We start from the raw sequence: 21317 nt of genomic DNA on the forward strand, positions 1-21317 counted from the left end.
CCTGAGGAAGCTGACTTGGCTACATATGACTATGACCTGTTCGTCATCGGCGCCGGTTCGGGCGGTACCCGCGCCGCGCGTGTGGCCGCCGCGCATGGCGCCAAGGTGGCGATCGCCGAGGAATATCGCATCGGCGGCACCTGCGTCATCCGTGGCTGCGTGCCCAAGAAGCTGCTCGTCTATGGCGCGCATTTCGCCGAGGATTTGAAGGACGCCAAGCATTTCGGCTGGGACGTACCCGATGAATGCGCGTTCGACTGGACCCGGCTTCGCGACAATGTCTTTGCCGAGGTCGATCGGATCAACCAGGCCTACACCGCCACGCTCGAGAGCCACGGCGTCGAGATCATCGCCGAACGCGCGGTCGTTACCGGGCCGCACGACGTCCGGCTGACCGGCGGGCGGACGGTGACCGCCGAGCGCATCCTGGTCGCGGTCGGGGCCCGCCCGCACGTTCCGTCCTGCCCGGGGCATGAACACGGCATCACCTCGAACGAGGCGTTCCACCTCGACGCCGTGCCCAAGCGCATCCTGATCGCCGGCGCTGGCTATATCGCCAACGAGTTCGCCGGCATCTTCAACGAGTTCAAGGCAAGGGTGACGCTGATCAACCGCAGCGACGTGATCCTGCGCGGCTATGATGAATCGATCCGTGACCGGCTGTTGCAGATTTCGATGACCAAGGGGCTCGACTTCCGCTTCAACGCCGAGTTTCGCGGCATCGACAAGCAGGCGGACGGCTCGCTCAAGGTGGCGATGACCAACCACGAGCCGATCGAGGTCGATTGCGTGCTGTTCGCAACCGGGCGCGTGCCGAATACCGACGACCTCGGCCTCGACGCCGCGGGGGTCGAACTCGACGACAAGGGAGCGATCAAGGTCGACGACGATAACCGCTCGAGCTGCGACAGCATCTTTGCCGTCGGCGACGTCACCAATCGCGTCCAGCTGACCCCGGTGGCGATACGCGAGGGGCAGGCGTTCGCCGACAGCTTCTATGGCGGCAAGCCGACCAAGGTCGATTATGGCTGCATCCCCAGCGCGGTGTTCAGCCATCCGCCGATGGCGTCGGTCGGCATGACCGAGGGCGAGGCCAAATCCAAGCTGGGAGCGGTCAAGGTGTACCTGTCCGACTTCCGCGCGATGAAGAATGTGCTGGCGGGGCGTAACGAGCGCGCGCTCTACAAGATGATCTGCGACGGCGACACGGGAAAGATCGTCGGACTGCACATGATCGGGCCGGACGCCCCCGAAATCCTCCAGGCGGCCGCGATCGCCGTGAAGGCAGGACTGACCAAGGACGATTTCGATGCGACCGTCGCGCTGCACCCGACGATGGCGGAGGAACTGGTGCTGATGAAGTAGAGCGCGCGCCGATGCGGGCTATTCCCGGGCGAGCAGCGCATCACCCTCGGTGATCGGTCCCTTGCCGCCACGCTCGGCGACGATGCCGGTCACGGCGATGTTCATCGTCACGTTGCCGATCGTGCGCCAGATGTCGGGCAGTGTCTCGACGGCGACGAGCAGCGCCAGGGGTTCGATCGGCACCCCCATCGCCAGCGCGATCGGCGCGATCGACGAGACGAAGCTGATCTGCCCGGGCAGGCTGACCGCCCCCATCGTCGTGATCGCCGCCGCCGCGATCCCGGCGGCGATCTGCGCCGGACCGAGGGTGATGCCGAACACATGCGCGACGTATAGCGCGACCGCCAGGTTCATCGGCGGGCCGGTGAAGCGGAAGATCGCGACCGCGAGCGGCAGTACCACGCCCGACGTCGCCACCGGCACGCCCAGCGCTTCGCTCCCGCGCAGCATTGCGGGCAGCGAGGCGAGCGAGGACTGGGTGGAGATCGCGACCGCCTGCGACGGCCCCGCCGCGCGGGCGAAGCGGGCAAGCGGCATGCGCGCGCCGAACATCGCTGCCGGATAGGCAAGCAGCGTCATGACGACGCCGACGCTCACCAGGATCAGGACATAATGGACCAGCGCACCGAACGCCGCCGTCCCGGCGCGCGCGCCGACGACGTAGGCGAGCGCGGCGACCCCGATCGGGGCGAGCCACAGCACCCAGCCGATGACGATCAGCATCGTATCGGCGATTGCCTGGAAGAAACCGGTGAGAAGCTGTCGCGGCGCATCCGGCAGACGGGTGACGGCAAAGGCGAATACGGTCGTGAACACGATCAGAGGCAGGAACGCGTCCTCGGCCGCGGCCGATACCGGGTTGGTCGGGATCATCCCGACCAGGAACTCGCCGAAGCCGGGCACGTCTCCCACCGGCGCGGCGGTGTCGAACGTCGCGCGCAATGCCGCCGCGGCGCCTGTGCCCAGCGGGAACCAGTCGAGCAGTCCCAGCGTCACCGCCGCGCCGGTCGCCGAGGATGCCCACAGGCAGGCGACAAACAGGACGATCGACTGCGTCGCCAGCCTGCTCGCCTGCGCGGCCTCGGCCGTCGCGGCGATGCCGGTGACGAGCAGCGCGACCACCAGCGGCACGATCGTCATGCGCAGTGCATTGAGCCACGCCGTGCCGATCGGCTGGACATAGTCGGTCGCCGCCAGGGCACCGGCCGGATTGGCCGACGCCGCGAAGATGCCGATGGCGAGGCCGACGAACAATGCCAGGAGGATACGGATCGGCTGCGACATGCTCGCTCTTCTCGAAAACGGGCGCTATCACCCCGGGCCAGGCTCCAAGGCAAGGTGACGGCGGGACGCGCGATGGCAAGAAAATATTTCGGCACCGATGGGATCCGCGGCAAGACCAACGCGATGCCAATGACTGCGGCGATGGCGATGCAGGTCGGCATGGCGGCGGGGGCGCATTTCCGCCGGGGGGACCATCGCCACCGCGTCGTGATCGGCAAGGATACGCGATTGTCGGGCTATATGCTCGAAACCGCGATGGTCGCGGGATTCACCAGCGTCGGCATGGACGTGGTCCTGGTCGGGCCGATGCCGACGCCTGCGGTGGCGATGCTGGTCCATTCGATGCGCGCCGATCTCGGCGTGATGATCTCGGCCAGCCACAATCCCTATCACGACAACGGCATCAAGCTGTTCGGACCCGATGGCTACAAACTGTCCGATGCCGACGAGCTCGCGATCGAGGCGCTGATCGACGGCGAGATTCCGCTGGCCGCATCGCAGGACATTGGCCGCGCCAAGCGTATCGAGGACGCGCGGGGCCGGTACATCCACTTCGCCAAGACCACCTTTCCCAGTGACCTGCGGCTCGACGGGCTCAAGATCGTCGTCGATTGCGCGAACGGAGCGGCGTATCAGGTCGCGCCTTCAGCGCTGTGGGAGCTGGGCGCCGAAGTCGTGGCGATCGGGGTCGCGCCCAACGGCCGGAACGTCAATGACGGGGTCGGATCGACCGCGCCCGAAGCGCTGTGCGAAACGGTGGTCGCGAGCGGCGCGCAGATCGGCATCGCGCTCGACGGCGATGCCGACCGCCTGATCGTCGCCGACGAACAGGGCCGGATCGTCGATGGCGACCAGTTGATGGCGACGATTGCGGGCGGCTGGGCACGAAGCGGTCGGCTGCGCGGCGGCGGGCTGGTGGCGACGGTCATGTCGAACCTGGGGCTGGAGCGGCATTTGCGGGGGCAGGGCCTCGACCTGATCCGGACCGCGGTCGGCGATCGCTACGTGCTGGAGGCGATGCGCGCGCGCGGGCACAATGTCGGCGGCGAGCAGTCGGGGCACATCATCCTGTCGGACTATGCGACGACCGGCGACGGCCTGGTCGCGGGACTGCAGGTACTGGCCGAACTGGTGCGCGCAGGTGCGCCGGCGAGCGAGGTGCTGCATCGCTTCGATCCGGTACCGCAAGTGCTCAAGAATGTGCGGTTCGGCGGCGGGCGCCCGCTCGACCACAGTGACGTCGTCGCAACGATCGCACGGGTCGAGGAAGAACTCGCCGGCAGCGGCCGGCTGGTGATCCGCCCGTCAGGCACCGAGCCGGTGATCCGGGTAATGGCCGAGGGCGACGACGCCGGCCAGGTCGCGGCAGCGGTCGATCGCATCTGCGACGCGGTGCGCAAGGCGGCGGCGTAACCCGCTTCGCGCTCGGTTCATCCTGGTTTCATGCCCGCAAATTTGCAGGCGCCGCCGGATTTTGTCAGAAAAATGGCAATTGCCGGGGTGGTCGCTATCACGTTGCCGTTCCCGCACATTTTTGTGAGGATGAAATGGTCACGATCAAACCAGCGCAGCACCACGGAATGGTGGCGAGCGGAATCATAGCTGCCATTATAGCAGTCCTGTTGTTGGCCCGACTGGTTGCAGAGCTTGTTCTTTATTGTGCCGGCCTGTGCTTCGGCTGAATTGCAATTTGTCAGGTTGCGACTGCATCATCGACGCCGCCCGGCGGGCGACTGGTGCTTCCCACAAAGCCGGATAACCGGTACGCGCGGAGCTGACCGCAACCTTGGCAGTTCATGACACCGCGCATTCTCATCATCGCCGGATCGGATTCGGGTGGCGGCGCGGGGATCCAGGCCGATATCAAGACGGTGACAATGCTCGGCGGCCACGCCATGACTGCGATCACCGCGATCACCGCGCAGAATACGCTGGGGGTGCAGGCGGTGCATTCCGTCCCCACCGCTATGGTGGTGGCGCAAATGCGGTCGGTGCTCGAGGATATCGGCGCCGATGGCGTCAAGATCGGCATGATCGGATCGGCGCAGACCGCGCATGCCGTGGCGGACATTCTTGAGGAACTAGACGTGCCGATCGTGTTCGATCCGGTGATGGTGGCGACGTCGGGCGCAGTGCTGGCCGATGCCGGGACGATCGCGGCGTTCGAGCGGCTGATCGCGCTCTCGGCGCTGGTCACGCCCAACCTGCCAGAACTCGACATGCTCGGCGGAAGTGCGGCCATGCTGGCGGGCGGGCATACCCTGCTGATCAAGGGTGGTCACGGGGAGGGCGACCGCGTCGTCGATCGCCTCGTCGGTCAGGCCGGCGAGCGAAACTGGGACCATCCGCGCATCGTCACGCGGCACAGTCATGGCACGGGATGCACGCTGGCGAGTGCGATCGCGACCGGGCTGGGCGCGCAGCTGACACTGATCGACGCTATCACCCGGGCGATCGCCTATGTCCGTGCCAGCCTTGCGGCGGCACCGGGCCTGGGGCAGGGGCATGGGCCGATGGGTCATGCCCTTGGCCGAAACCCGTTCGACGAGTTGCACGATGCCTGATTATTCGCACGAAACGCTGCACCTCGCTCCGGTGGCCGGTGTCGACGAGGCCGGACGCGGGCCACTGGCCGGGCCGGTGGTTGCCGCCGCAGTGGTGCTCAGCCCGGATTGCATTCCGGACGGAATCGATGATTCCAAGGCACTGACCGCCGCCAAGCGCGCCGAATTATGCGCTGCGCTGATGCAGTGTGCGCGGGTAGGCGTCGGGATCGCCAGCACCGAGGAGATCGATCGGCTCAACATCCTGTGGGCGACGATGCTGGCGATGGAGCGCGCGGTGGCGGCGCTGGGCATTGCACCCGGCATGGTGCTGGTCGACGGCAATCGCAGCCCGAAATGGGCGCATCCCAGCACCGCGATCATCGGTGGCGATGCGCGGTGCGTGTCGATCGCGGCCGCATCGATCGTCGCCAAGCACCGCCGCGACCAAATGATGATCGAGGCCGATGCGCTGCATCCCGGCTATGGCTGGGCGTCGAACAAGGGCTATGCCAGCCGCGCGCACCAGGCGGCATTGCGCAGCTTGGGGCCGACGCCGCTCCACCGCCGCAGCTTCGCGCCGGTCGCGCAGGCATGGCTGGCGCTGTGATCTAGAGCCAGCGCCAGATTCCCGCGGCGATCCCGGCAAACGGCAGATGCGCCCAGCTCGCCGCCAGCCACAGCAACACTCCGCCGACCAGCACGCCAATGCCCGGCATCGCCGCCGACCAGCGTGTCCGCCCCGACAGCAGGTTGGCGAACGGCACGAACGCGGTCTCGCGCTGCCATTGCGGCCAGAAGCCAGGCTCGAGCCGCCGTTTCTTGGCATCCTGAAGCGCTGCACCGACCAGTGCGAGCACCAGGATCGCGCCCGTCAGCACCAGATTGGCGGGCGTCGGATAGACGGCGATATGGGCAAGGCTCCACAGCGCAAAGCTCCACATCATCGGGTGACGGGTGACCGCGAACACGCCGCGCGGTTGCTTTTCGGGGCGTGCCGCGGCGGTCGGATCGGGCAGCGCCGGATTGCCGATCAGCGATCCCACGAACAGCACGCTCGCGACCAGCATCGCCGCGCTCGCCAACGCCCACAGCGCGTCGCTGATGCCCCACATCGGCGGCTGGGGCGGCAAAGCGAGATAGGCCGATATCATCCACCCTAGCGTCGCGAACGCCACCAGCGAGTAGAGGCCGAGAAACCCCATGCCGCCGATCGCCCCGACCAGTGGCGCGCGCAGCGGATGCGACAACAGGAAATGGGTGCCGACGAACGCCGCGCTGGCAAGGATCAGCTGGTCCATTCCTCGTTCTCCCGTCAGCGCGGCGGCAGCGTCTCTCCGCGCGTGTCGAACCCGGCTGCCTTGGGCTCACCGATCTCGCGCTCGCCCGCCATCGCGTGGTCGGGATCGTCGGTGAGCGTGTCGAGATGCATCAGCCGCTTGACGAACGGTGCCACCACCAGCACCGCGACGCCGACACCGACCGCGATCCACCCGACATTGGTCCAGATATCGAGGAACAGCTGCTTGGCGCTTTCGCCCTCGGTGGCATTCTCGGCGCCGGTCGCCTTCGAAATCTGTCCGGCGATGAAGTTGCCGCCGGCGGTGGCGAAGAACCACGCGCCCATGATCAGTCCGGCCATATGGCTCGGCGCGAGGCGGTTCATCGCCGAAAGCCCGACTGGAGACAGACACAGCTCGCCCATCGTGTGCAGCAGGTAGAGCAGGATGATGAGGTAGAAGGGCGTCGCATTCTCGACGCCGAACGCCTGCGCGCCCCATACCAGCAGCAGGAAGCCCAGCCCCACGAACACGATCGCATAGCCGAACTTGGCCGGCGTCGATGGTTCGATCCCGCGCCGCCCCATCTTGGTCCACAAGGTGGCGAACACCGGCCCCAGTAGCAGGATGAAGGCGGCGTTGACCGACTGGAACCACGTCGTCGGGATCGTCCAGCCGAGGAATTCGCGATCGACATGGCGGTCGGTGAACAGGCTGATCCCGGCGCCCGCCTGTTCGAACAGTCCCCAGAACACCGGTTGCAGCATCAACAGGAAGATGATGACGAAGATGCGGTCGCGTGCATCCTTGGGCAGCTGCGTCGCGGCGATGTAGAGGATGTAGCCGAGCAGCGCGAGGCCGGAGACCAGCAGCAGCGTGCCGACCACCGACTGATACTGGATCAGCACCCAGATCACCCCGATCGAGGCGATGCCGATTCCGTAGAGCAGCCATTCGAGCGGAATGCCCGCAACGGGTTTCTTGAGCAGCGCCGGATCGCGCGGCTCCGCTTTGCCGAGCAGCAGGGGCTTGCCGATCACGAACACGATCAGGCCGAGCAGCATGCCGACCCCGGCCGCGCCGAACCCGTAGCTCCAGCCGATATTCTCGCCGAGATAGCCCGCGATCGCCACGCCCAGCAGCGATCCCAGGTTAATCCCCATGTAGAAGATCGTATACGCGCCGTCGCGCCGCACGTCGGTGCGCGGATAGAGCTGGCCGACGATGGTCGAGATGTTCCCCTTGAGGAATCCAGACCCGACGATGATGAAGGCGAGCGCGAGCCAGAAGATGTTGATGGTCGGGTCGCCTTGCCCGCCGGTCCCCTCAAACGCCATCAGCCCGTGACCGATGGTCAGTATGATGCCGCCGAACAGCACCGCCTTTCGCTGGCCGAGATATTTGTCGGCCAGATAGCCGCCGAGCACCGGGGTGATGTAGACCAGTGCGGTATAGGCGCCGTAGATCACCGACGCGTCGCCGTCGGAAAACAGCCAGTGCTTCGTCAGGTAGAAGATCAGCAGCGCGCGCATTCCGTAATAGGAAAAGCGCTCCCACATCTCCGCGAAAAACAGGATGAACAGCCCGCGCGGGTGCCCCAGAAACTCTTTGCCGCCATCGCTGGCCGACGGAACCGCACTCGCCATCCGGCTGAAACTCCCCGATACTGGTCGCCGCGCATGCTCGCGGCTGGATGGGCAGGCAACCTAACCGCTAAATGCGCGCTGCCAAGCCGGTTGTTGCCCCGCAGGCCTGTCGCTACGTGGCGGGCATGGCTTTCAACGATCTCACGACGCCGTGGACGATGCTGGCGACACGGCGCTCGGGCAAGCCGCGCGACATGGTCGCGCCCGGGCCCGATGCTACCGAACTTGCCGCGATCCTCGCCGTCGCGGCGCGCACGCCCGATCACGGAAAGCTCGCGCCGTGGCGGTTCGTGATCGTGCTTCCACCGGCGCGCGATGCGTTCGAGGCATTGTTGGTGAGAGCCTATCGCGCCGACAAGCCGGACGCCGGGCGGCTCGAGATCGAGGCGATCACGAGCTTCGCGCATCAGGCTCCCGCGCTGGTAGTGGCGCTGCATCGCCCGCGTCCCGACAGTCACATTCCGGCATGGGAGCAGGAACTGTCGACCGGCGCCGCGATCATGAATCTGGAACATGCCGCGCATGCTCGCGGCTATGTCGCGGGCTGGCTGACCGGCTGGGCGACCTATTCGGACCGGGTGCGCGACGCATTCGGCGCGGCACCCGAACGGATCGCCGGATTCGTGTTCATCGGCACCCCGTCGCGTCCGCTCGACGAGCGGCCGCGTCCCGATTCTGCCGATGTCGTGTCGGTATGGGCGCCGTGACTTTACGCCGCTGCCAATCGGTGTATTAAGGCAGCATGGCAGTTGTTTCCGAACAGGATGACGTTCCGGTCTATCTCCGGCTCCGTGCGACCATCGTCGCGGCGATCCTGCGCGGCGATTTTCGCGCGGGCGATCAGCTGCCGTCGGTTCGGGCGTTCGCTGCCGAGGTCGGCGCCAATCCGCTGACCGTCGCCAAGGCGTATCAGACATTTCAGGACGACGGCTATGTCGAGGTGCGCCGCGGCGTCGGCATGTTCGTACTGGCGGGCGCTGCCGAAGCGCTGCGGGCTGCGGAACGCGCGCGCTTCCTGACCGGGAACTGGCCGCGCATCCGCGACCATATCGCGTTGCTCGGCCTGTCGCCGTCCGACCTGTTCGACCGCATCGACGCCTGAGCGTTCTCGACTCGTTTCGCCGCATTTTCAGTTCGTCGCTGGAACTAACCGGTTCATCGTGCGATAATGCAGGTGGACAGGGAGTGACGACGATGACGACGGTGCCATTCGCGAGCAATCGAGGCAGCTATCGCCCGGTATACCGTGCGCAGGAAATCAACCATTGCCCCGGGTGCGGCAAGTCGCAATGGATGGTCGGCCGCATTACTGCCGAATGCGCCTTCTGTGCGACCGCGCTGCCGCTCAACGAAGGTGGCATGATCGGCGGCGGCATGTGGCGGGTCCATCCGCGCGGGTTGGAGACGGTGCTGGCGGCTTGAACGGCCTCGCATCCTCCATTTGTTTCGAGCGAAGTCGAGCAACCGCCACGTAGCGCTCGATCACGTCTCTCCGTTACGCTCGAAACGGACGGGTAGAGAGCTATCGAACGCACACAATGCCTAAGCCGCAAACGCTTCCGCATCGACAGCATACAGCACCTCCGCCTGCGCCAGCGCCGCCGCCTTCAGCCCCAGCGCTTCCGGCACGAGTTGCTCGACATAGAAACGCGCTGCAGCGGCCTTCATCGCCAGGAACGCCGGGTCACCCTGCGCGCCGCTCGCGATCCGACCCGATCGCTCCATCAGCCAGCCGCACACCCCAACCGACAGCATCGTCAGGAACGGATAGCTCCCGGCCAGCCGGTCGTCGATCTCGGCAGCCAGCATGTGCCGCGCCACGTCTTCGCACGCATCGATCAGCGCGATCAGCCCGGCGTCTTGCGCCTCGCCGCGCATCTCGGCGATGAGCGCCGCCAGCGTGCCGCCATTATCCCCCGATAATTTGCGCCCGACCAGATCGGCTGCCTGGATGCCGTTGGTGCCTTCGTAGATCGGGGTGATACGCGCATCGCGGAAATGCTGGGCAGCACCGGTCTCTTCGATATAGCCCATCCCGCCATGCACCTGAATGCCGATGCTGGCGACTTCGTTGCCAAGGTCGGTGCCATGCGCCTTGGCCAGCGGCGTCAGCAGGTCGAGGCGCTTCTTGGCATCGCTGTCGCCCAGCGCCGCGCGATCGACCTGCCCTGCGGCATAATAGACCAGGGCGCGGGCAGCCTGGGTCTGCGCCTTCATCCGCATCAGCATCCGGCGCACGTCGGGATGCTCGATGATCGCGACGGGGTCGCGGCTCGCCGAGCCTGCGCGGGCCGACTGGATGCGATCGCGGGCATAGGCGACTGCCTTCTGCGTCGCGGCTTCCGCGACCTGCACGCCTTGCAGACCGACGTTGAGCCGCGCATTGTTCATCATCGTGAACATCGCAGCGATGCCGCCGCCCTCGGCCCCGACCAGCTCGCCGATGCAGTCGCCATTGTCGCCGAAGCTCAATACGCAGGTCGGCGACGCGTGCAGCCCCATCTTGTGCTCGATCGACACCACGCGGACATCATTGAAATCGCCGGGCTGGCCATCCGTATCGAGCCGATATTTCGGCACCAGGAACAAGCTCAGCCCCTTGGTCCCCTGTGGCGCGCCAGGCGTGCGTGCGAGCACGAGGTGGACGATATTGTCGGTCAAGTTGTGATCGCCGAACGAGATGTAGATCTTGGTGCCGGTGATCGCCCAGCGGTCCTTCCCCAGCGGCTCGGCCCTGGTGCGCAGCGCGCCGACATCGCTCCCTGCCTGCGGCTCGGTCAGGTTCATCGTGCCGGTCCATTCGCCGGTCGCCAGCCGCGGCAGGTACTGCGCCTGCTGCTCGGGGGTGCCGTGATGGACCAGGGCCTCGATCGCACCGACGGTCAGCGTCGGGCACAATGCGAACCCCATATTCGCCGCGCCCAGCGTATCGAGCACCGCTGCCGCCAGCACGAACGGCAGCCCCTGACCCCCGAAGTCGACCGGAGAGCCGATCGTCCCCCAGCCGCCCTCGACATAGGCGCGGTAGGCCGCGCGAAAGCCGTCGGGCATTACCACGCCGCCCTCGGTCCATTTGGCCCCCACCGTATCGCCTGCACGATCGAGCGGCGCCCATTCGCCCGCCGCGAATTGCCCGGCCCCCTCGAGCACCGCCTCGACCAGATCGGGCGTGGCGTCGGCGAAGCGGTCGCTGGCGGCGAGGTCGCCGATCCGCACGACATGCTCGAGCACGAATCGCTGGTCGGCAGTGGGGGCGGTGAACGGCATCCGGTCCTCTCTTGTCGCTTTTGTGTGCGCGCTATAGCGCCATCTGAGTGACCCCGCCAAACGCCTCGATCCCGACGCGGACCTTACGCTACGGCCCCGCCGCGATCGCCGAGGCGGCCAGGGTCATCCGGCAGGGCGGCTGCGTCGCGGTGCCGACCGAGACGGTGTATGGCCTTGCCGCCGACGCGACCGATTCGCGCGCTGTCGCGGGCATCTACGCGGCCAAGGGACGGCCCAGCTTCAACCCGTTGATCGTGCATGTCGCCGATCTCGACGCGGCACGTGCAATTGCCGTGTTCGATGCGGAAGCCGAACGTCTCGCCGCCCGCTATTGGCCGGGTCCGTTGACCCTGGTGCTACCGATCGCCCCGGACAGCCCTGTAGCCAGTCTGGTGACGGCGGGGCTGACGACGGTCGCCGTGCGTATTCCGGCCCACCGGGCAATGCGGGCGTTGCTGGCAGCGACCGGCAAGCCGCTTGCCGCGCCGTCGGCAAATGCCAGCGGGGGGATCAGCCCGACCTGTGCCGGGCATGTGCTGGCGAGCCTGAGCGGACGCATTGCGTTGATCCTGGACGATGGTGCAACGGCGGAGGGGTTGGAGTCGACCATCGTCGATCCGGCGAACCGCACGGTTCTGCGGCCGGGGCCGATACCACGCGCCGAGCTGGGCTATGAGATTGCGGCCAGCGGCGGCACGATTTCCGCCCCCGGGCAGCTGGCGAGCCATTACGCGCCGACCAAGCCGCTCCGACTGGGTGCCACCACGGCCGGGCCGGACGAGTGGCTGATCGGCTATGGCGCCATCACCGGCGACGACACGCTGTCCGGCCAAGGCGACCCGATCGGGGCCGCCGCCCGACTGTTCGCCGCGCTCCACCGCGCCGATGCCAGCGACCGCGGCGCTATCGCCGTCGCGCCGATCCCGGACGACGGCATCGGCGAGGCGATCAACGATCGCCTCGCCCGCGCCGCGGCACGTTAGTTGCCGTTGACCATGGCGTCCTGCTGGCCCTTGGTCAGATCGTCGGTATCGACATCCGAATCGTCGATCGCATCGGCGCGATCCTCGCCATCTTCCTCGATCTGGTCCACCACCGCATCGTTGGCGCCCATCGCTTCAGCCTGATCGGCCTGCACTTCGGCCTGATCCTCGGCGCGGTCGGCTAGAGCATCGTCGCCGTCGCCACCGCAGGCAGCGAGCGGAAGGGCGAGCGCGGCCAGCGCCGCAACGATATGGAGCTTCATGCAATTTCCCCTGTCGTGCGACCGGATTTGAGCCGCGGGAGTGCCAACCCGCTGCGATGCCGCAGGTTCCGTCAGACACCGCCGCCGCTGCGTGGCCGTGCCAGCGTCGACAGGATACCGCGCACCGTGCGCACTTCCTGCGCCGACCAGCCGGGCTTGGTCAGCAAGGTGCGCAGCATGCGCCGCGTCGTCGGCGCGCGATCGGCGGAATGGAAATAGCCGCCGTCGACGAGCATGGCGTCGAGCTGCGCCAGCATCTGGTCGAGCTCGTCCTGTGGCGCGGGTGGGTCGAGGTCGACCGCGGGCGGCTGTGCCAGTGCGATGCCCTTCGACCATTCATAGGCGACGAGGATCACCGCCTGCGCCAGGTTGAGCGATCCGAATTCGGGATTGATCGGCACGGTGATGATCGTCCGCGCGACCGCCACGTCGTCGCTGTCGAGCCCCGAGCGCTCCGGGCCGAACAGGATCGCCGATCGCCCCGGTGCCTCGTGCATGGCCCGCGCGGCGGCTTCAGGCGTGACCACCGGCTTGGTCACGCCGCGCTTGCGCACGGTGGTGGCGTAGACATGCGCGCAATCGGCGGTGGCGGCAGCGACGCTGTCGAACACGGTGGCCTGATCGATGACGCGGTCGGCGCCCGATGCGGCCGGGCCGGCCTGCGGGTTGGGCCAGCCGTCGCGCGGGGTGACGAGCCGCAATTCGGTCAATCCGAAATTGAGCATGGCCCGCGCCGCCTTGCCGATATTCTCGCCGAGTTGCGGGCGCACGAGGACGATGACGGGGGGTGCGACATCCACTTCCGTTCGTCCCGAGCGTAGTCGAGGGACATTGCTGAGCGAAGTCGAGGCAGCTCGAGCCGCGCACTCACTGGGAGGTGCCGAAACGCGCTTCAGCCGATCCCAATCCTCCGAAATCAGCGATTCCTTTTTCGCTCGCGACCACGACTTGATCCGCAATTCGGCAGCCAAGGCTTCCTGCCGCGTCGGAAACTCCGCGCTCCACACGAATTCGAGCGGGCGGCGGTCATATGTATAGCCCTGATACGCGCCTGAATGATGCTGGCCGATCCGGCGTTCGAGGTTGTCGGTATGGCCGGTGTAGTAAGTGCCGTCATTGCAGCGCAGGATGTAGGTCCAGAAGGTCACGGAGAGATTCTCGCTTCGCTCGAGCAAGTCCCTCGACTTTGCTCGGGACGAACGGTTCTGGGGGAGATAGCTGATTTGCCTATCCCCGCGCCACCTCGCTGACGCTTCCAGCGAATTCCTCGAAATCGCGCGCTTCGGTGAAATCCTTGTAGACGCTGGCGAAACGGATGTACGCGACCGAATCGACGCCCTTCAGCGCTTCCATCACCAGCTCGCCGATCCGCACCGAGGCGACTTCGCTTTCGCCCGACGTCTCGATCTGGCGCTGGATGCTCGACACCAGCTGTTCGATCTGCGCGGGCTCGATCGGGCGCTTCGAACAGGCGATCGACACCGATCGCACCAGCTTGTCGCGGTCGAAAGGCTGGCGGCGGTCGGCACTTTTGAGCACGGTCAGCTCGCGCAGCTGGATGCGCTCGAAGGTGGTGAAGCGCGCGCCGCACGCACCGCATTGCCGCCGCCTGCGGATCGCCGCGCCGTCTTCGGACGGGCGGCTGTCCTTTACCTGACTGTCCTCATGAAAACAGAAGGGGCAGCGCATTCAAACGACCGGCCGGCCTTTCTTGCCCTTGTAATAGGCATAACCGGCGCCCGCCGCGGCCCCGAGGATCGGGCCGATGAACGGCACCGGAATCGCGACCACCGCGCCAAGTGCGCCCCATTTGGCCATGCTCTTGCCCAGGCGGCGGTCTTCGGGGTTGTTCTTCATGTCCATGACTTGGCCTTTCAGAGTTCGGGATAGATTGGAAAGCGCTCGCACAAGCTGCGCACGCGTCCCCGAACGTCCGCCTCGACCGATGGGTCCCCGTGCTCGCCCTTGGCGGCGAGGCCGTCGAGCACATCGGCGATCATGTTGCCGATCTCGCGGAACTCTGCCGATCCGAAGCCGCGCGTGGTGCCCGCGGGCGATCCAACGCGAATGCCGCTGGTCTTGACCGGGGGCAGCGGATCGAACGGCACGCCGTTCTTGTTGCAAGTGATCGCCGCGCGCTCGAGCGCCTCGTCGGCATCGCGGCCGGTGACGCCCAGCGGGGTTAGATCGACCAGCGCGAGGTGCGTGTCGGTGCCGCCCGAGACCAGGTCGGCGCCGCGCTCCTTCAGCGTCGCCGCCAGCACCTTCGCATTCTCGACCACCGCGGCGATATAGCTCTTGTATCCCGGTTGCAGCGCCTCGCCGAACGCGACCGCCTTGGCGGCGATGACGTGCATCAGCGGACCGCCCTGCAGGCCGGGGAACACCGCCGAATTGATCTTCTTCGCGATCGCCTCGTCATTGGTCATCACCATGCCGCCGCGCGGGCCGCGCAGCGTCTTGTGCGTGGTGGTGGTGACGACATGCGCATGCTCGAACGGGCTGGGATGCAGCCCGCCCGCGACGATCCCGGCGAAATGCGCCATGTCGACCATGAACAACGCCCCGACCTCGTCGGCGATCGCGCGGAACCTGGCGAAGTCGATCTGGCGCGGATAGGCCGATCCGCCGGCGATGATCAGCTTGGGGCGACGTTCTTTGGCGAGCGCTTCGACCTGATCGAAGTCGATCCGGTGATCGTCGCGGCGCACGCCATATTGGACCGCGTCGAACCACTTGCCCGACTGCGCGGCCTTGGCACCGTGGGTGAGGTGCCCGCCCGCGTCGAGGCTCATCCCCAGGATCGTGTCCCCCGGCTTGGTCAGCGCCAGCATCACCGCACCATTGGCCTGTGCCCCCGAATGCGGCTGGACATTGACGAAGCCGCAGCCGAACAGCGCCTTGGCGCGGTCGATCGCCAGCTTCTCGACGACGTCGGACGGTGCGCAGCCCTGATAATAGCGCTTGCCGGGATAGCCCTCGGCATATTTGTTGGTGAAGACCGAGCCTTGCGCCTCGAGCACCGCCTTCGAGACGATGTTCTCCGACGCGATCAATTCGATCTGATGGCGCTCGCGGTCCAGTTCCTGCGTGACGCCCGCGAAAACCTCGGCGTCGGTATCGGCAAGGCTACGCGTGAAGAAGCCATCGGGCTGGACGTCTGACAGCGTCTGAGGATTGGTGCTCATCGGCGGGGCCTTTCGTGGACCAGGGCTGCGCATCGCCGCGCATCGACGCGGCTGCGGGTTCGGTTGCGCTCATACCGGGTGGCGGGCGTGAACGCTACTGCCCATCTAGCCCCAGACGCCGACATATTGGAGCACGCGCATGACCCGATCGATCCCATCACCGGCGCGCCTGCTCGGTTTCGCCGGGCTGCTGCCGCAAGTTGCAGCGGTCGTGGTTCAGGCGATCGGCGAGCCGGGGACGCTGTTCACCGCCCAGGCGTTCGCCTTTGCCTATGCGGCGCTGATCTTCAGCTTTCTGGGCGGCATGTGGTGGGGCATCGCGGCGATGGCCGATCGCGCCCCGGGATGGCTGTGGATCGCGGCGGTCGCGCCCAGTCTGATCGCCCTTGCTGCCTGCGCGCCGTGGATGACCGGCGGGACATGGCCCGGCCCGTCGTCGGCGCTGCTCGGAATCGCGATCGTCGCTACTTTATGGGTCGACCGCCGCCTTGCCGCAGATCGCCTTGTGCCGCCATGGTGGATAAAGCTGCGGGTGCCGTTGTCGCTGGGGCTGGGCGGGTTGACCTTGGTGTCGGGCCTGCTGGCGTGACGGCGGCGATGCGCTCACTCGACCTTGGGGCGAGACAATTTCTCGACGCGGCGCAGGTGGCGCTCGCCGGCGAACGGGGTTTCGAGAAACGCCTCGACGCACGCCTTGGCCATTTCGGGTCCGATCAGCCGCGCGCCCAAGGCGATGACATTGGCATCGTTATGTTCGCGTGCGAGCCGGGCCGACAGCGGCTCTCCGACCAATGCGGCGCGGCAGCCGGGATGGCGATTGGCGGCGATCGAGATGCCGATCCCCGATCCGCAGATCGCGATCCCCATCTCGGCATCGCCGCGCGCCACCGCATTCGCCAGCTTGTAGCCGAAATCGGGATAATCGACGCTGGCGACGCCATCGGTACCGAGATCGATCACATCGTGCCCCAGTTCGACCAGCCATCCGGCCAGTTCGGCCTTGAGATCGAACGCGGCGTGGTCGGAAGCGATCGCGATGCGGCGCATGGGCAATTCCGGAAGTTGGAGCGAACCGCCCCGCTCTAGGCGCATCGATCTGGCCGCGCTAGGCTCGTGCGACCCCTGACAGGAGACATGCCGATGATGCTACGCCTCGCGCCCTTTGCCTGCCTGCTGGCGCTTGCCGCCTGCAACGGCGGTGCCGACACCTCCGAACAGGCCAATATCGCCGCGATCGAGAACCAGGCGGGGCTGGACGGCCCGATCGTCGAACTGCCCGAAGAAGGCGGCAGCGAAGCCGAGCTTGTCGGCGAGAATGCGGAAGCTCCAACCAGCGCGGCGACCGACAAATGGGTCGGCAAATGGGTCGGCGTCGAAGGGCTGGTGCTCGACATCGCGCCCGATGCGGCCAAGGGGCCGGGCGCATACCGGCTGACGATGCAATATACGCTCGATGACAAGGGCGTGTTCGAGGGAACCGCCACGCCCGAGGGCATCGCCTTCAGCCGCCCCGACGGCGACCATGTCCTGCGCGCCACCGATGGCGATGCCACCGGCCTCAAATATCTCGCCGGAAAGACCGACTGCCTGACGGTGATGCAGGGCGAGGGCTATTGCCGCGGGTGACGCGATAGTGTCACGGCCGGGCAACGCAACCGTCACATGGCGCGCCTAGGGGATCGGCAAGCTGCCCAGGGTTGGCCGCTTCCCTCAGGACGGGACATCGCAATGGCCAGCTTGCCCAGGATTCCAGCCAATCGCGCGGTGCGCGGGGCGGTGCACCGGCACGAACATCTGACCCGGCAGGGGCTGCTGGAACGCGCATTCACCTTCGCGTTTCGCGGCCTCGTCTATGCGCAGATCTGGGAGGATCCGGAGGTCGATCTCGAAGCGCTGGCGATCACGCCGACGTCGCGGATCGTCACCATCGCCAGCGGCGGCTGCAATGTGCTCAGCTATCTGACCGCGAACCCGGCGGCGATCACCGCGGTCGATCTCAATACCGCGCATGTCGCGCTGGGTCGGCTCAAGATCGCGGCGGCACGGCATCTGCCCGACCATGCCGCGTTCCACCGCTTCTTCGCGCAGGCCAATCGCGCCGACAATATCGATGCCTATCGCCGCTATGTCGCGCCGCACCTCGACGACGTCTCGCGGCGCTATTGGGAGGGCCGCGACCTGATCGGGCGGCGCCGGATCACCGGGTTTGCCAAGGGCTTCTATCGCACCGGGCTGCTCGGCGGGTTCATCGGTGCCGCGCATCTGGTGGCAAGGCTCTACCGCGTCGATCCGCGCGTGCTGCTGGCGGCGCGGACGATCGAGGAACAACGCGCGATCTTCGAGGACAAGCTCGCGCCGGTGTTCGACAAGCGCTTCGTTCGCTGGCTAACCGACCAGCCCGCATCGCTGTTCGGACTCGGCATCCCGCCCGCGCAATATGAAGCGCTGGCCGGCGCCGATCCCGAGGGTAGCATGGCGGCGGTGCTCAAGGCGCGGCTCGAAAAGCTCGCTTGCCACTTCGCGCTGTCCGACAATTATTTCGCGTGGCAGGCGTTCGGGCGCGGCTATGGCGAAGGTCCGGCGGCGCCGCTGCCGCCCTATCTGCGCCGCGAGCATTATGCCGCGGTGACCGATCGCATCGATCGCATCGATATCCGCCACGCCAACATGATCGAGTATTTGGACACGATGCCGGACGCCTCGCTCGATCGCTATATCCTGCTCGATGCGCAGGACTGGATGACCGATGCCGTGCTGACGCGGCTATGGAACGCGATTACGCGAACCGCCGCACCCGGAGCGCGCGTGCTGTTCCGGACCGCTGCGGCGCCGAGCCTGCTGCCGGGGCGCGTCGCGCAGGAAACGCTCGATCGCTGGGAATATTGCGCCGAGCAGTCGCTCGACCTGACGCGGCGCGACCGCTCGGCGATCTATGGCGGCGTGCATCTCTATGTGCTGAAGCGATGACCGTCGCCGCGGCGCATGCGCGCCGGATGGACGGCATCTATCGCAGCCAGCGGCATTTCTACGACCTCACGCGCAAATATTATCTGCTCGGGCGCGATCGCCTGATCGCCGACCTCGCCCCGCCACCGGGGGGAAGCGTGCTCGAGATAGGTTGCGGCACCGGGCGCAACCTCATCGTCGCTGCGCGGCGCTGGCCGCACGCGCGCTGGTTCGGGCTCGATATCTCGCACGCCATGCTCGCCACCGCACGCGCCGGTGTCGCCAGGGCAGGGCTCGATCCGCGGATCACGCTCGCACAGGGCGACGCCACCGATTTCGACCCGCAGATACTGTTCGGCGTGTCGGGCTTCGACCGCATCTTCATGAGTTATACGCTGTCGATGATCCCCGACTGGCAGGCGGCCATCGGCGCGGCAGTCGATGCGCTGGCGCCAGGCGGCGCGCTGCACGTCGTCGATTTCGGCCAGCTCGAGCGCCTGCCGTCCCCCCTTCGCGCCGGGCTGTTCGCGTGGCTGCGCCGTTTCGACGTGACGCCGCGCGCCGATCTGGAGCAATGGCTGCGCGTCGCCGCCGACGCCCGCGCCGCTTCGCTGGCGTTCGAGTCGCTCTATCGCGGCTATGCCTGGAGCGGCGTCGTCCGCCGCGACTGAGCGCCGGTCTCGAGCTGTGCCAGCCGCCGATCGAGCGCGCGCAGGCGGTCGCTCAGCGCTGCCTCGCGCCGGTCGTGGCGATACGCATCGCGCAGCGCCGCGGCTACCGGGGTGCGCACGGCGTTGAGCGCGGCGCGTACATCCTTGGCGAGGCCCGCGCCCTGCGGACGCCCGCCGATCAGCAGCAGTCCGACCGGTACGGTCCCGTCGCGCAGCCTGAGCCGGATCGGAAACAGCGGATCGCCCGGCGCGGTTTCGTTGACGTCGCCTTCGTCATCAACCCGCTCGGCAAGCCAGGTTGCCAGCGCGGACGCCTCGACTCCGCGGCAGGCCGCGGTCGTGAACCGGTCGCCGGTCCACACCAGCAGCGCCGCGCGCGATGCCCCGAGCTGCGCGGCGATCGTGTCGGTCACGCGACGTCCGATATCGGCCGGGGTATCGCCCTGCCGCCACAGGCTGATCTGCTCGGGCAGCGCGGCGATTGCGGCGACTTCGCCATTGATGCGATCGTCAATCCATTTCGAGATGCGGGCGCGCGCCGGTCCCACCACCGACCCGGCGATGATCGCGCTGGCCGCGGCGGCCAGCGCCTTGTTCTCGGCGCCGAACAGCGCAGCGGCGGTTTCGTTGGCCAGGATCGTGCATCCCGCCCAGATGCCGCCGAGCGCGACCGTGACCGCGCCGACGCCCGCCGACTTGCCGATCGCGGCGTCGGCGTCCCACAGGCTGATGCGAAGGACCGCGACCGTCGTCCCGACCGCGAGCACGACCAGGCTGAAATTGAGCAGTCCGCCGGTGGCGAGGTTGGCCCCCAGCTCCCACGACGCCGGGAACGCATCGGCGGCGACCGCGACGATCACCATCGCCGCGACCAGCAGCACGATCGCCGCTCCGCAAAATCCGACCGCCGCCCATTTCAGCTGCTGTCTCTCGATCCCCGGCGGGGTGCGACGAAACCGGCGCCATGGGAGCAGTATCACCGCCAGCAGCAGCAGGACGATGACGCCCTCTGCCAGCCCGCTTTCCGATGGAAACGCCATCAGCGCGAGTGCCAGCGGTCCTGCCGCCACGGCGACCCCCGCAGCCCAGCGCGACCGGAACGCGCCGTCAGGAAAGGCGGTGACGACGATGATCAGCAGCGCGAAGAAGCTGAGGCCGGTGCCGCGATCGATTATCTCGAGGTCGCGCGCCAGCCACCATCCGGTGCCGATCAGCGTGCTCGCGCCGCAGAGCAGCGCGAACGACAGCATCAGTGCCACCGGATCACGCCGCCGCTTGCGAAAGATCAGCGCCGCGCACGCCATCATCGCGAGCGTCGCGGCCAGCGGCAATCCGGTCTCCAGCAGGAACAGGGTGACCGGCGAAGTTGTGCCCATCGCCGCGCGCTGGACATCGGGCCCCCGGCGCAGCGTCAGCGTCTGCGGCGGCGACACGTCGTCGTCGACCGTCAGCCGCACGCTTCCCGGGGGACCGGAGAGCGCCCGGGCCAATGCCGCCATGCCCGCAGGCGCCGGCTTTCCGTCGATCGCTACGATATGCGCCGGCCATATCGGCCCGCTGCGCCGCACCTGCGGTGTCAGTGCATCGACCGATACCGAGCCTTCATAATCGTCCGAAAAGCTCAGCCCGAGCTGGTAGAAGGCGGGCGAGATCGCCTGCGCCTGGGTCCATCCGTGCCACGACCCGCCGATCGCCGACAGGACGACGAGGGCCAGCAGCAGCCACCACAGCATATCGGCCAGGGGCTGCATCCGGCGCGGCACGGCGCCCAGCCTGCGCGGCAGGATGCGGCCCGGCGATGCCAGCAATTTCGACACCTGTTCCCCCCGCGATCCGCGCCGCGGCGAACCTTAGCAACGACGCCCGACCACTGCCAAGCGC

General features: G+C 67.2%; 23 protein-coding genes. 12 read left to right on the forward strand and 11 right to left on the reverse strand.

Features of this window, described 5'->3' with window-relative positions:
- The first annotated feature begins 15 nt into the window (after nucleotides 1-15).
- The gene (gorA, locus tag FHY50_RS12195; protein WP_140231209.1) at nucleotides 16-1365 is read left to right on the forward strand and encodes a glutathione-disulfide reductase; all 1350 of its coding nucleotides are present in this window, start codon (nucleotides 16-18) and stop codon (nucleotides 1363-1365) included.
- A gap of 18 nt (nucleotides 1366-1383) precedes the next feature.
- Here gorA and FHY50_RS12200 read toward each other — a convergent pair whose 3' ends face one another.
- On the reverse strand, nucleotides 1384-2649 hold the full coding sequence (locus FHY50_RS12200) for a dicarboxylate/amino acid:cation symporter (protein WP_140231210.1): 1266 nt from the start codon (nucleotides 2647-2649) through the stop codon (nucleotides 1384-1386).
- A 72-nt stretch (nucleotides 2650-2721) separates the two neighbouring features.
- On the opposite strand from FHY50_RS12200, the gene glmM reads away from it, so the two are divergent.
- From glmM to FHY50_RS12215, 3 genes are all read left to right on the forward strand, one after another.
- The gene (gene glmM / locus FHY50_RS12205) at nucleotides 2722-4062 is read left to right on the forward strand and encodes a phosphoglucosamine mutase (protein ID WP_140231211.1); all 1341 of its coding nucleotides are present in this window, start codon (nucleotides 2722-2724) and stop codon (nucleotides 4060-4062) included.
- Nucleotides 4063-4445: 383 nt separating this feature from the next.
- The gene (gene thiD, locus FHY50_RS12210) at nucleotides 4446-5213 is read left to right on the forward strand and encodes a bifunctional hydroxymethylpyrimidine kinase/phosphomethylpyrimidine kinase (RefSeq protein ID WP_140231212.1); all 768 of its coding nucleotides are present in this window, start codon (nucleotides 4446-4448) and stop codon (nucleotides 5211-5213) included.
- A complete protein-coding gene (locus FHY50_RS12215) occupies nucleotides 5206-5802 on the forward strand; it encodes a ribonuclease HII (protein WP_140231213.1) in 597 nt (198 codons plus the stop codon). Before thiD ends, FHY50_RS12215 begins: the two co-directional genes overlap by 8 nt.
- A gap of 1 nt (nucleotide 5803) precedes the next feature.
- Here FHY50_RS12215 and FHY50_RS12220 read toward each other — a convergent pair whose 3' ends face one another.
- Nucleotides 5804-6493 (reverse strand): NnrU family protein, encoded by a 690-nt coding sequence (locus FHY50_RS12220; RefSeq protein WP_140231214.1) that lies wholly within the window; start codon nucleotides 6491-6493, stop codon nucleotides 5804-5806.
- A gap of 14 nt (nucleotides 6494-6507) precedes the next feature.
- The gene (locus FHY50_RS12225; RefSeq protein WP_140231215.1) at nucleotides 6508-8118 is read right to left on the reverse strand and encodes a peptide MFS transporter; all 1611 of its coding nucleotides are present in this window, start codon (nucleotides 8116-8118) and stop codon (nucleotides 6508-6510) included.
- A gap of 125 nt (nucleotides 8119-8243) precedes the next feature.
- Here FHY50_RS12225 and FHY50_RS12230 point away from each other — a divergent pair, with 125 nt between their 5' ends.
- The 3 genes from FHY50_RS12230 to FHY50_RS12240 all read left to right on the forward strand — a co-directional run bounded on the left by FHY50_RS12230 (nucleotide 8244) and on the right by FHY50_RS12240 (nucleotide 9540).
- A complete protein-coding gene (locus tag FHY50_RS12230) occupies nucleotides 8244-8825 on the forward strand; it encodes a nitroreductase family protein (protein WP_140231216.1) in 582 nt (193 codons plus the stop codon).
- Between the two features lie 35 nt (nucleotides 8826-8860).
- Nucleotides 8861-9220: a GntR family transcriptional regulator gene (locus FHY50_RS12235; RefSeq protein WP_140231217.1), complete on the forward strand. Its 360-nt coding sequence runs from the start codon at nucleotides 8861-8863 to the stop codon at nucleotides 9218-9220.
- Between the two features lie 92 nt (nucleotides 9221-9312).
- Nucleotides 9313-9540, forward strand: a complete 228-nt coding sequence (locus FHY50_RS12240) for a hypothetical protein (protein WP_140231218.1) — start codon at nucleotides 9313-9315, stop codon at nucleotides 9538-9540.
- Nucleotides 9541-9660: 120 nt separating this feature from the next.
- On the opposite strand, the gene FHY50_RS12245 is transcribed toward FHY50_RS12240, so the two are convergent.
- Nucleotides 9661-11385 (reverse strand): acyl-CoA dehydrogenase family protein, encoded by a 1725-nt coding sequence (locus FHY50_RS12245; protein WP_140231219.1) that lies wholly within the window; start codon nucleotides 11383-11385, stop codon nucleotides 9661-9663.
- A gap of 47 nt (nucleotides 11386-11432) precedes the next feature.
- On the opposite strand from FHY50_RS12245, the gene FHY50_RS12250 reads away from it, so the two are divergent.
- Complete coding sequence (locus FHY50_RS12250) at nucleotides 11433-12368, forward strand: L-threonylcarbamoyladenylate synthase (protein ID WP_140231220.1); 936 nt, start codon at nucleotides 11433-11435, stop codon at nucleotides 12366-12368.
- Here the strand turns inward: FHY50_RS12250 and FHY50_RS12255 are convergent.
- From FHY50_RS12255 to glyA, 5 genes are all read right to left on the reverse strand, one after another.
- Nucleotides 12365-12631, reverse strand: a complete 267-nt coding sequence (locus tag FHY50_RS12255; RefSeq protein ID WP_140231221.1) for a hypothetical protein — start codon at nucleotides 12629-12631, stop codon at nucleotides 12365-12367. The two genes, FHY50_RS12250 and FHY50_RS12255, sit on opposite strands and share 4 nt — an antisense overlap.
- 71 nt (nucleotides 12632-12702) lie before the next feature.
- Entirely contained in the window at nucleotides 12703-13779 is a 1077-nt protein-coding gene (locus FHY50_RS12260) for a TrmH family RNA methyltransferase (protein WP_140231444.1), read from the reverse strand.
- A gap of 79 nt (nucleotides 13780-13858) precedes the next feature.
- Nucleotides 13859-14320, reverse strand: a complete 462-nt coding sequence (gene nrdR / locus FHY50_RS12265) for a transcriptional regulator NrdR (RefSeq protein ID WP_140231222.1) — start codon at nucleotides 14318-14320, stop codon at nucleotides 13859-13861.
- Nucleotides 14321-14494, reverse strand: coding sequence for a hypothetical protein (locus FHY50_RS14245; RefSeq protein ID WP_166745438.1), 174 nt, complete (start codon nucleotides 14492-14494; stop codon nucleotides 14321-14323).
- An 11-nt stretch (nucleotides 14495-14505) separates the two neighbouring features.
- On the reverse strand, nucleotides 14506-15819 hold the full coding sequence (gene glyA, locus FHY50_RS12270) for a serine hydroxymethyltransferase (RefSeq protein WP_140231223.1): 1314 nt from the start codon (nucleotides 15817-15819) through the stop codon (nucleotides 14506-14508).
- A gap of 139 nt (nucleotides 15820-15958) precedes the next feature.
- Between glyA and FHY50_RS12275 the strand changes: the two genes are divergently transcribed.
- The gene (locus FHY50_RS12275) at nucleotides 15959-16408 is read left to right on the forward strand and encodes a DUF3429 domain-containing protein (RefSeq protein WP_140231224.1); all 450 of its coding nucleotides are present in this window, start codon (nucleotides 15959-15961) and stop codon (nucleotides 16406-16408) included.
- 14 nt (nucleotides 16409-16422) lie between these two features.
- On the opposite strand, the gene rpiB is transcribed toward FHY50_RS12275, so the two are convergent.
- Nucleotides 16423-16866 carry a ribose 5-phosphate isomerase B gene (gene rpiB, locus FHY50_RS12280; protein ID WP_140231225.1) on the reverse strand — a complete coding sequence of 148 codons (444 nt, stop codon included), beginning with the start codon at nucleotides 16864-16866 and terminating at the stop codon, nucleotides 16423-16425.
- 93 nt (nucleotides 16867-16959) lie between these two features.
- Between rpiB and FHY50_RS12285 the strand changes: the two genes are divergently transcribed.
- From FHY50_RS12285 to FHY50_RS12295, 3 genes are all read left to right on the forward strand, one after another.
- Nucleotides 16960-17445: a hypothetical protein gene (locus FHY50_RS12285; protein WP_140231226.1), complete on the forward strand. Its 486-nt coding sequence runs from the start codon at nucleotides 16960-16962 to the stop codon at nucleotides 17443-17445.
- 102 nt (nucleotides 17446-17547) lie between these two features.
- Complete coding sequence (locus FHY50_RS12290; RefSeq protein ID WP_180345148.1) at nucleotides 17548-18786, forward strand: BtaA family protein; 1239 nt, start codon at nucleotides 17548-17550, stop codon at nucleotides 18784-18786.
- A complete protein-coding gene (locus FHY50_RS12295; protein WP_243846641.1) occupies nucleotides 18783-19436 on the forward strand; it encodes a class I SAM-dependent methyltransferase in 654 nt (217 codons plus the stop codon). Before FHY50_RS12290 ends, FHY50_RS12295 begins: the two co-directional genes overlap by 4 nt.
- Here FHY50_RS12295 and FHY50_RS12300 read toward each other — a convergent pair.
- Entirely contained in the window at nucleotides 19403-21253 is a 1851-nt protein-coding gene (locus FHY50_RS12300; protein WP_140231228.1) for a PDZ domain-containing protein, read from the reverse strand. The genes FHY50_RS12295 and FHY50_RS12300 overlap by 34 nt on opposite strands.
- Nucleotides 21254-21317: the final 64 nt, after the last annotated feature.

This window comes from Sphingomonas japonica (assembly GCF_006346325.1).
Lineage (GTDB): Bacteria > Pseudomonadota > Alphaproteobacteria > Sphingomonadales > Sphingomonadaceae > Sphingomonas > Sphingomonas japonica.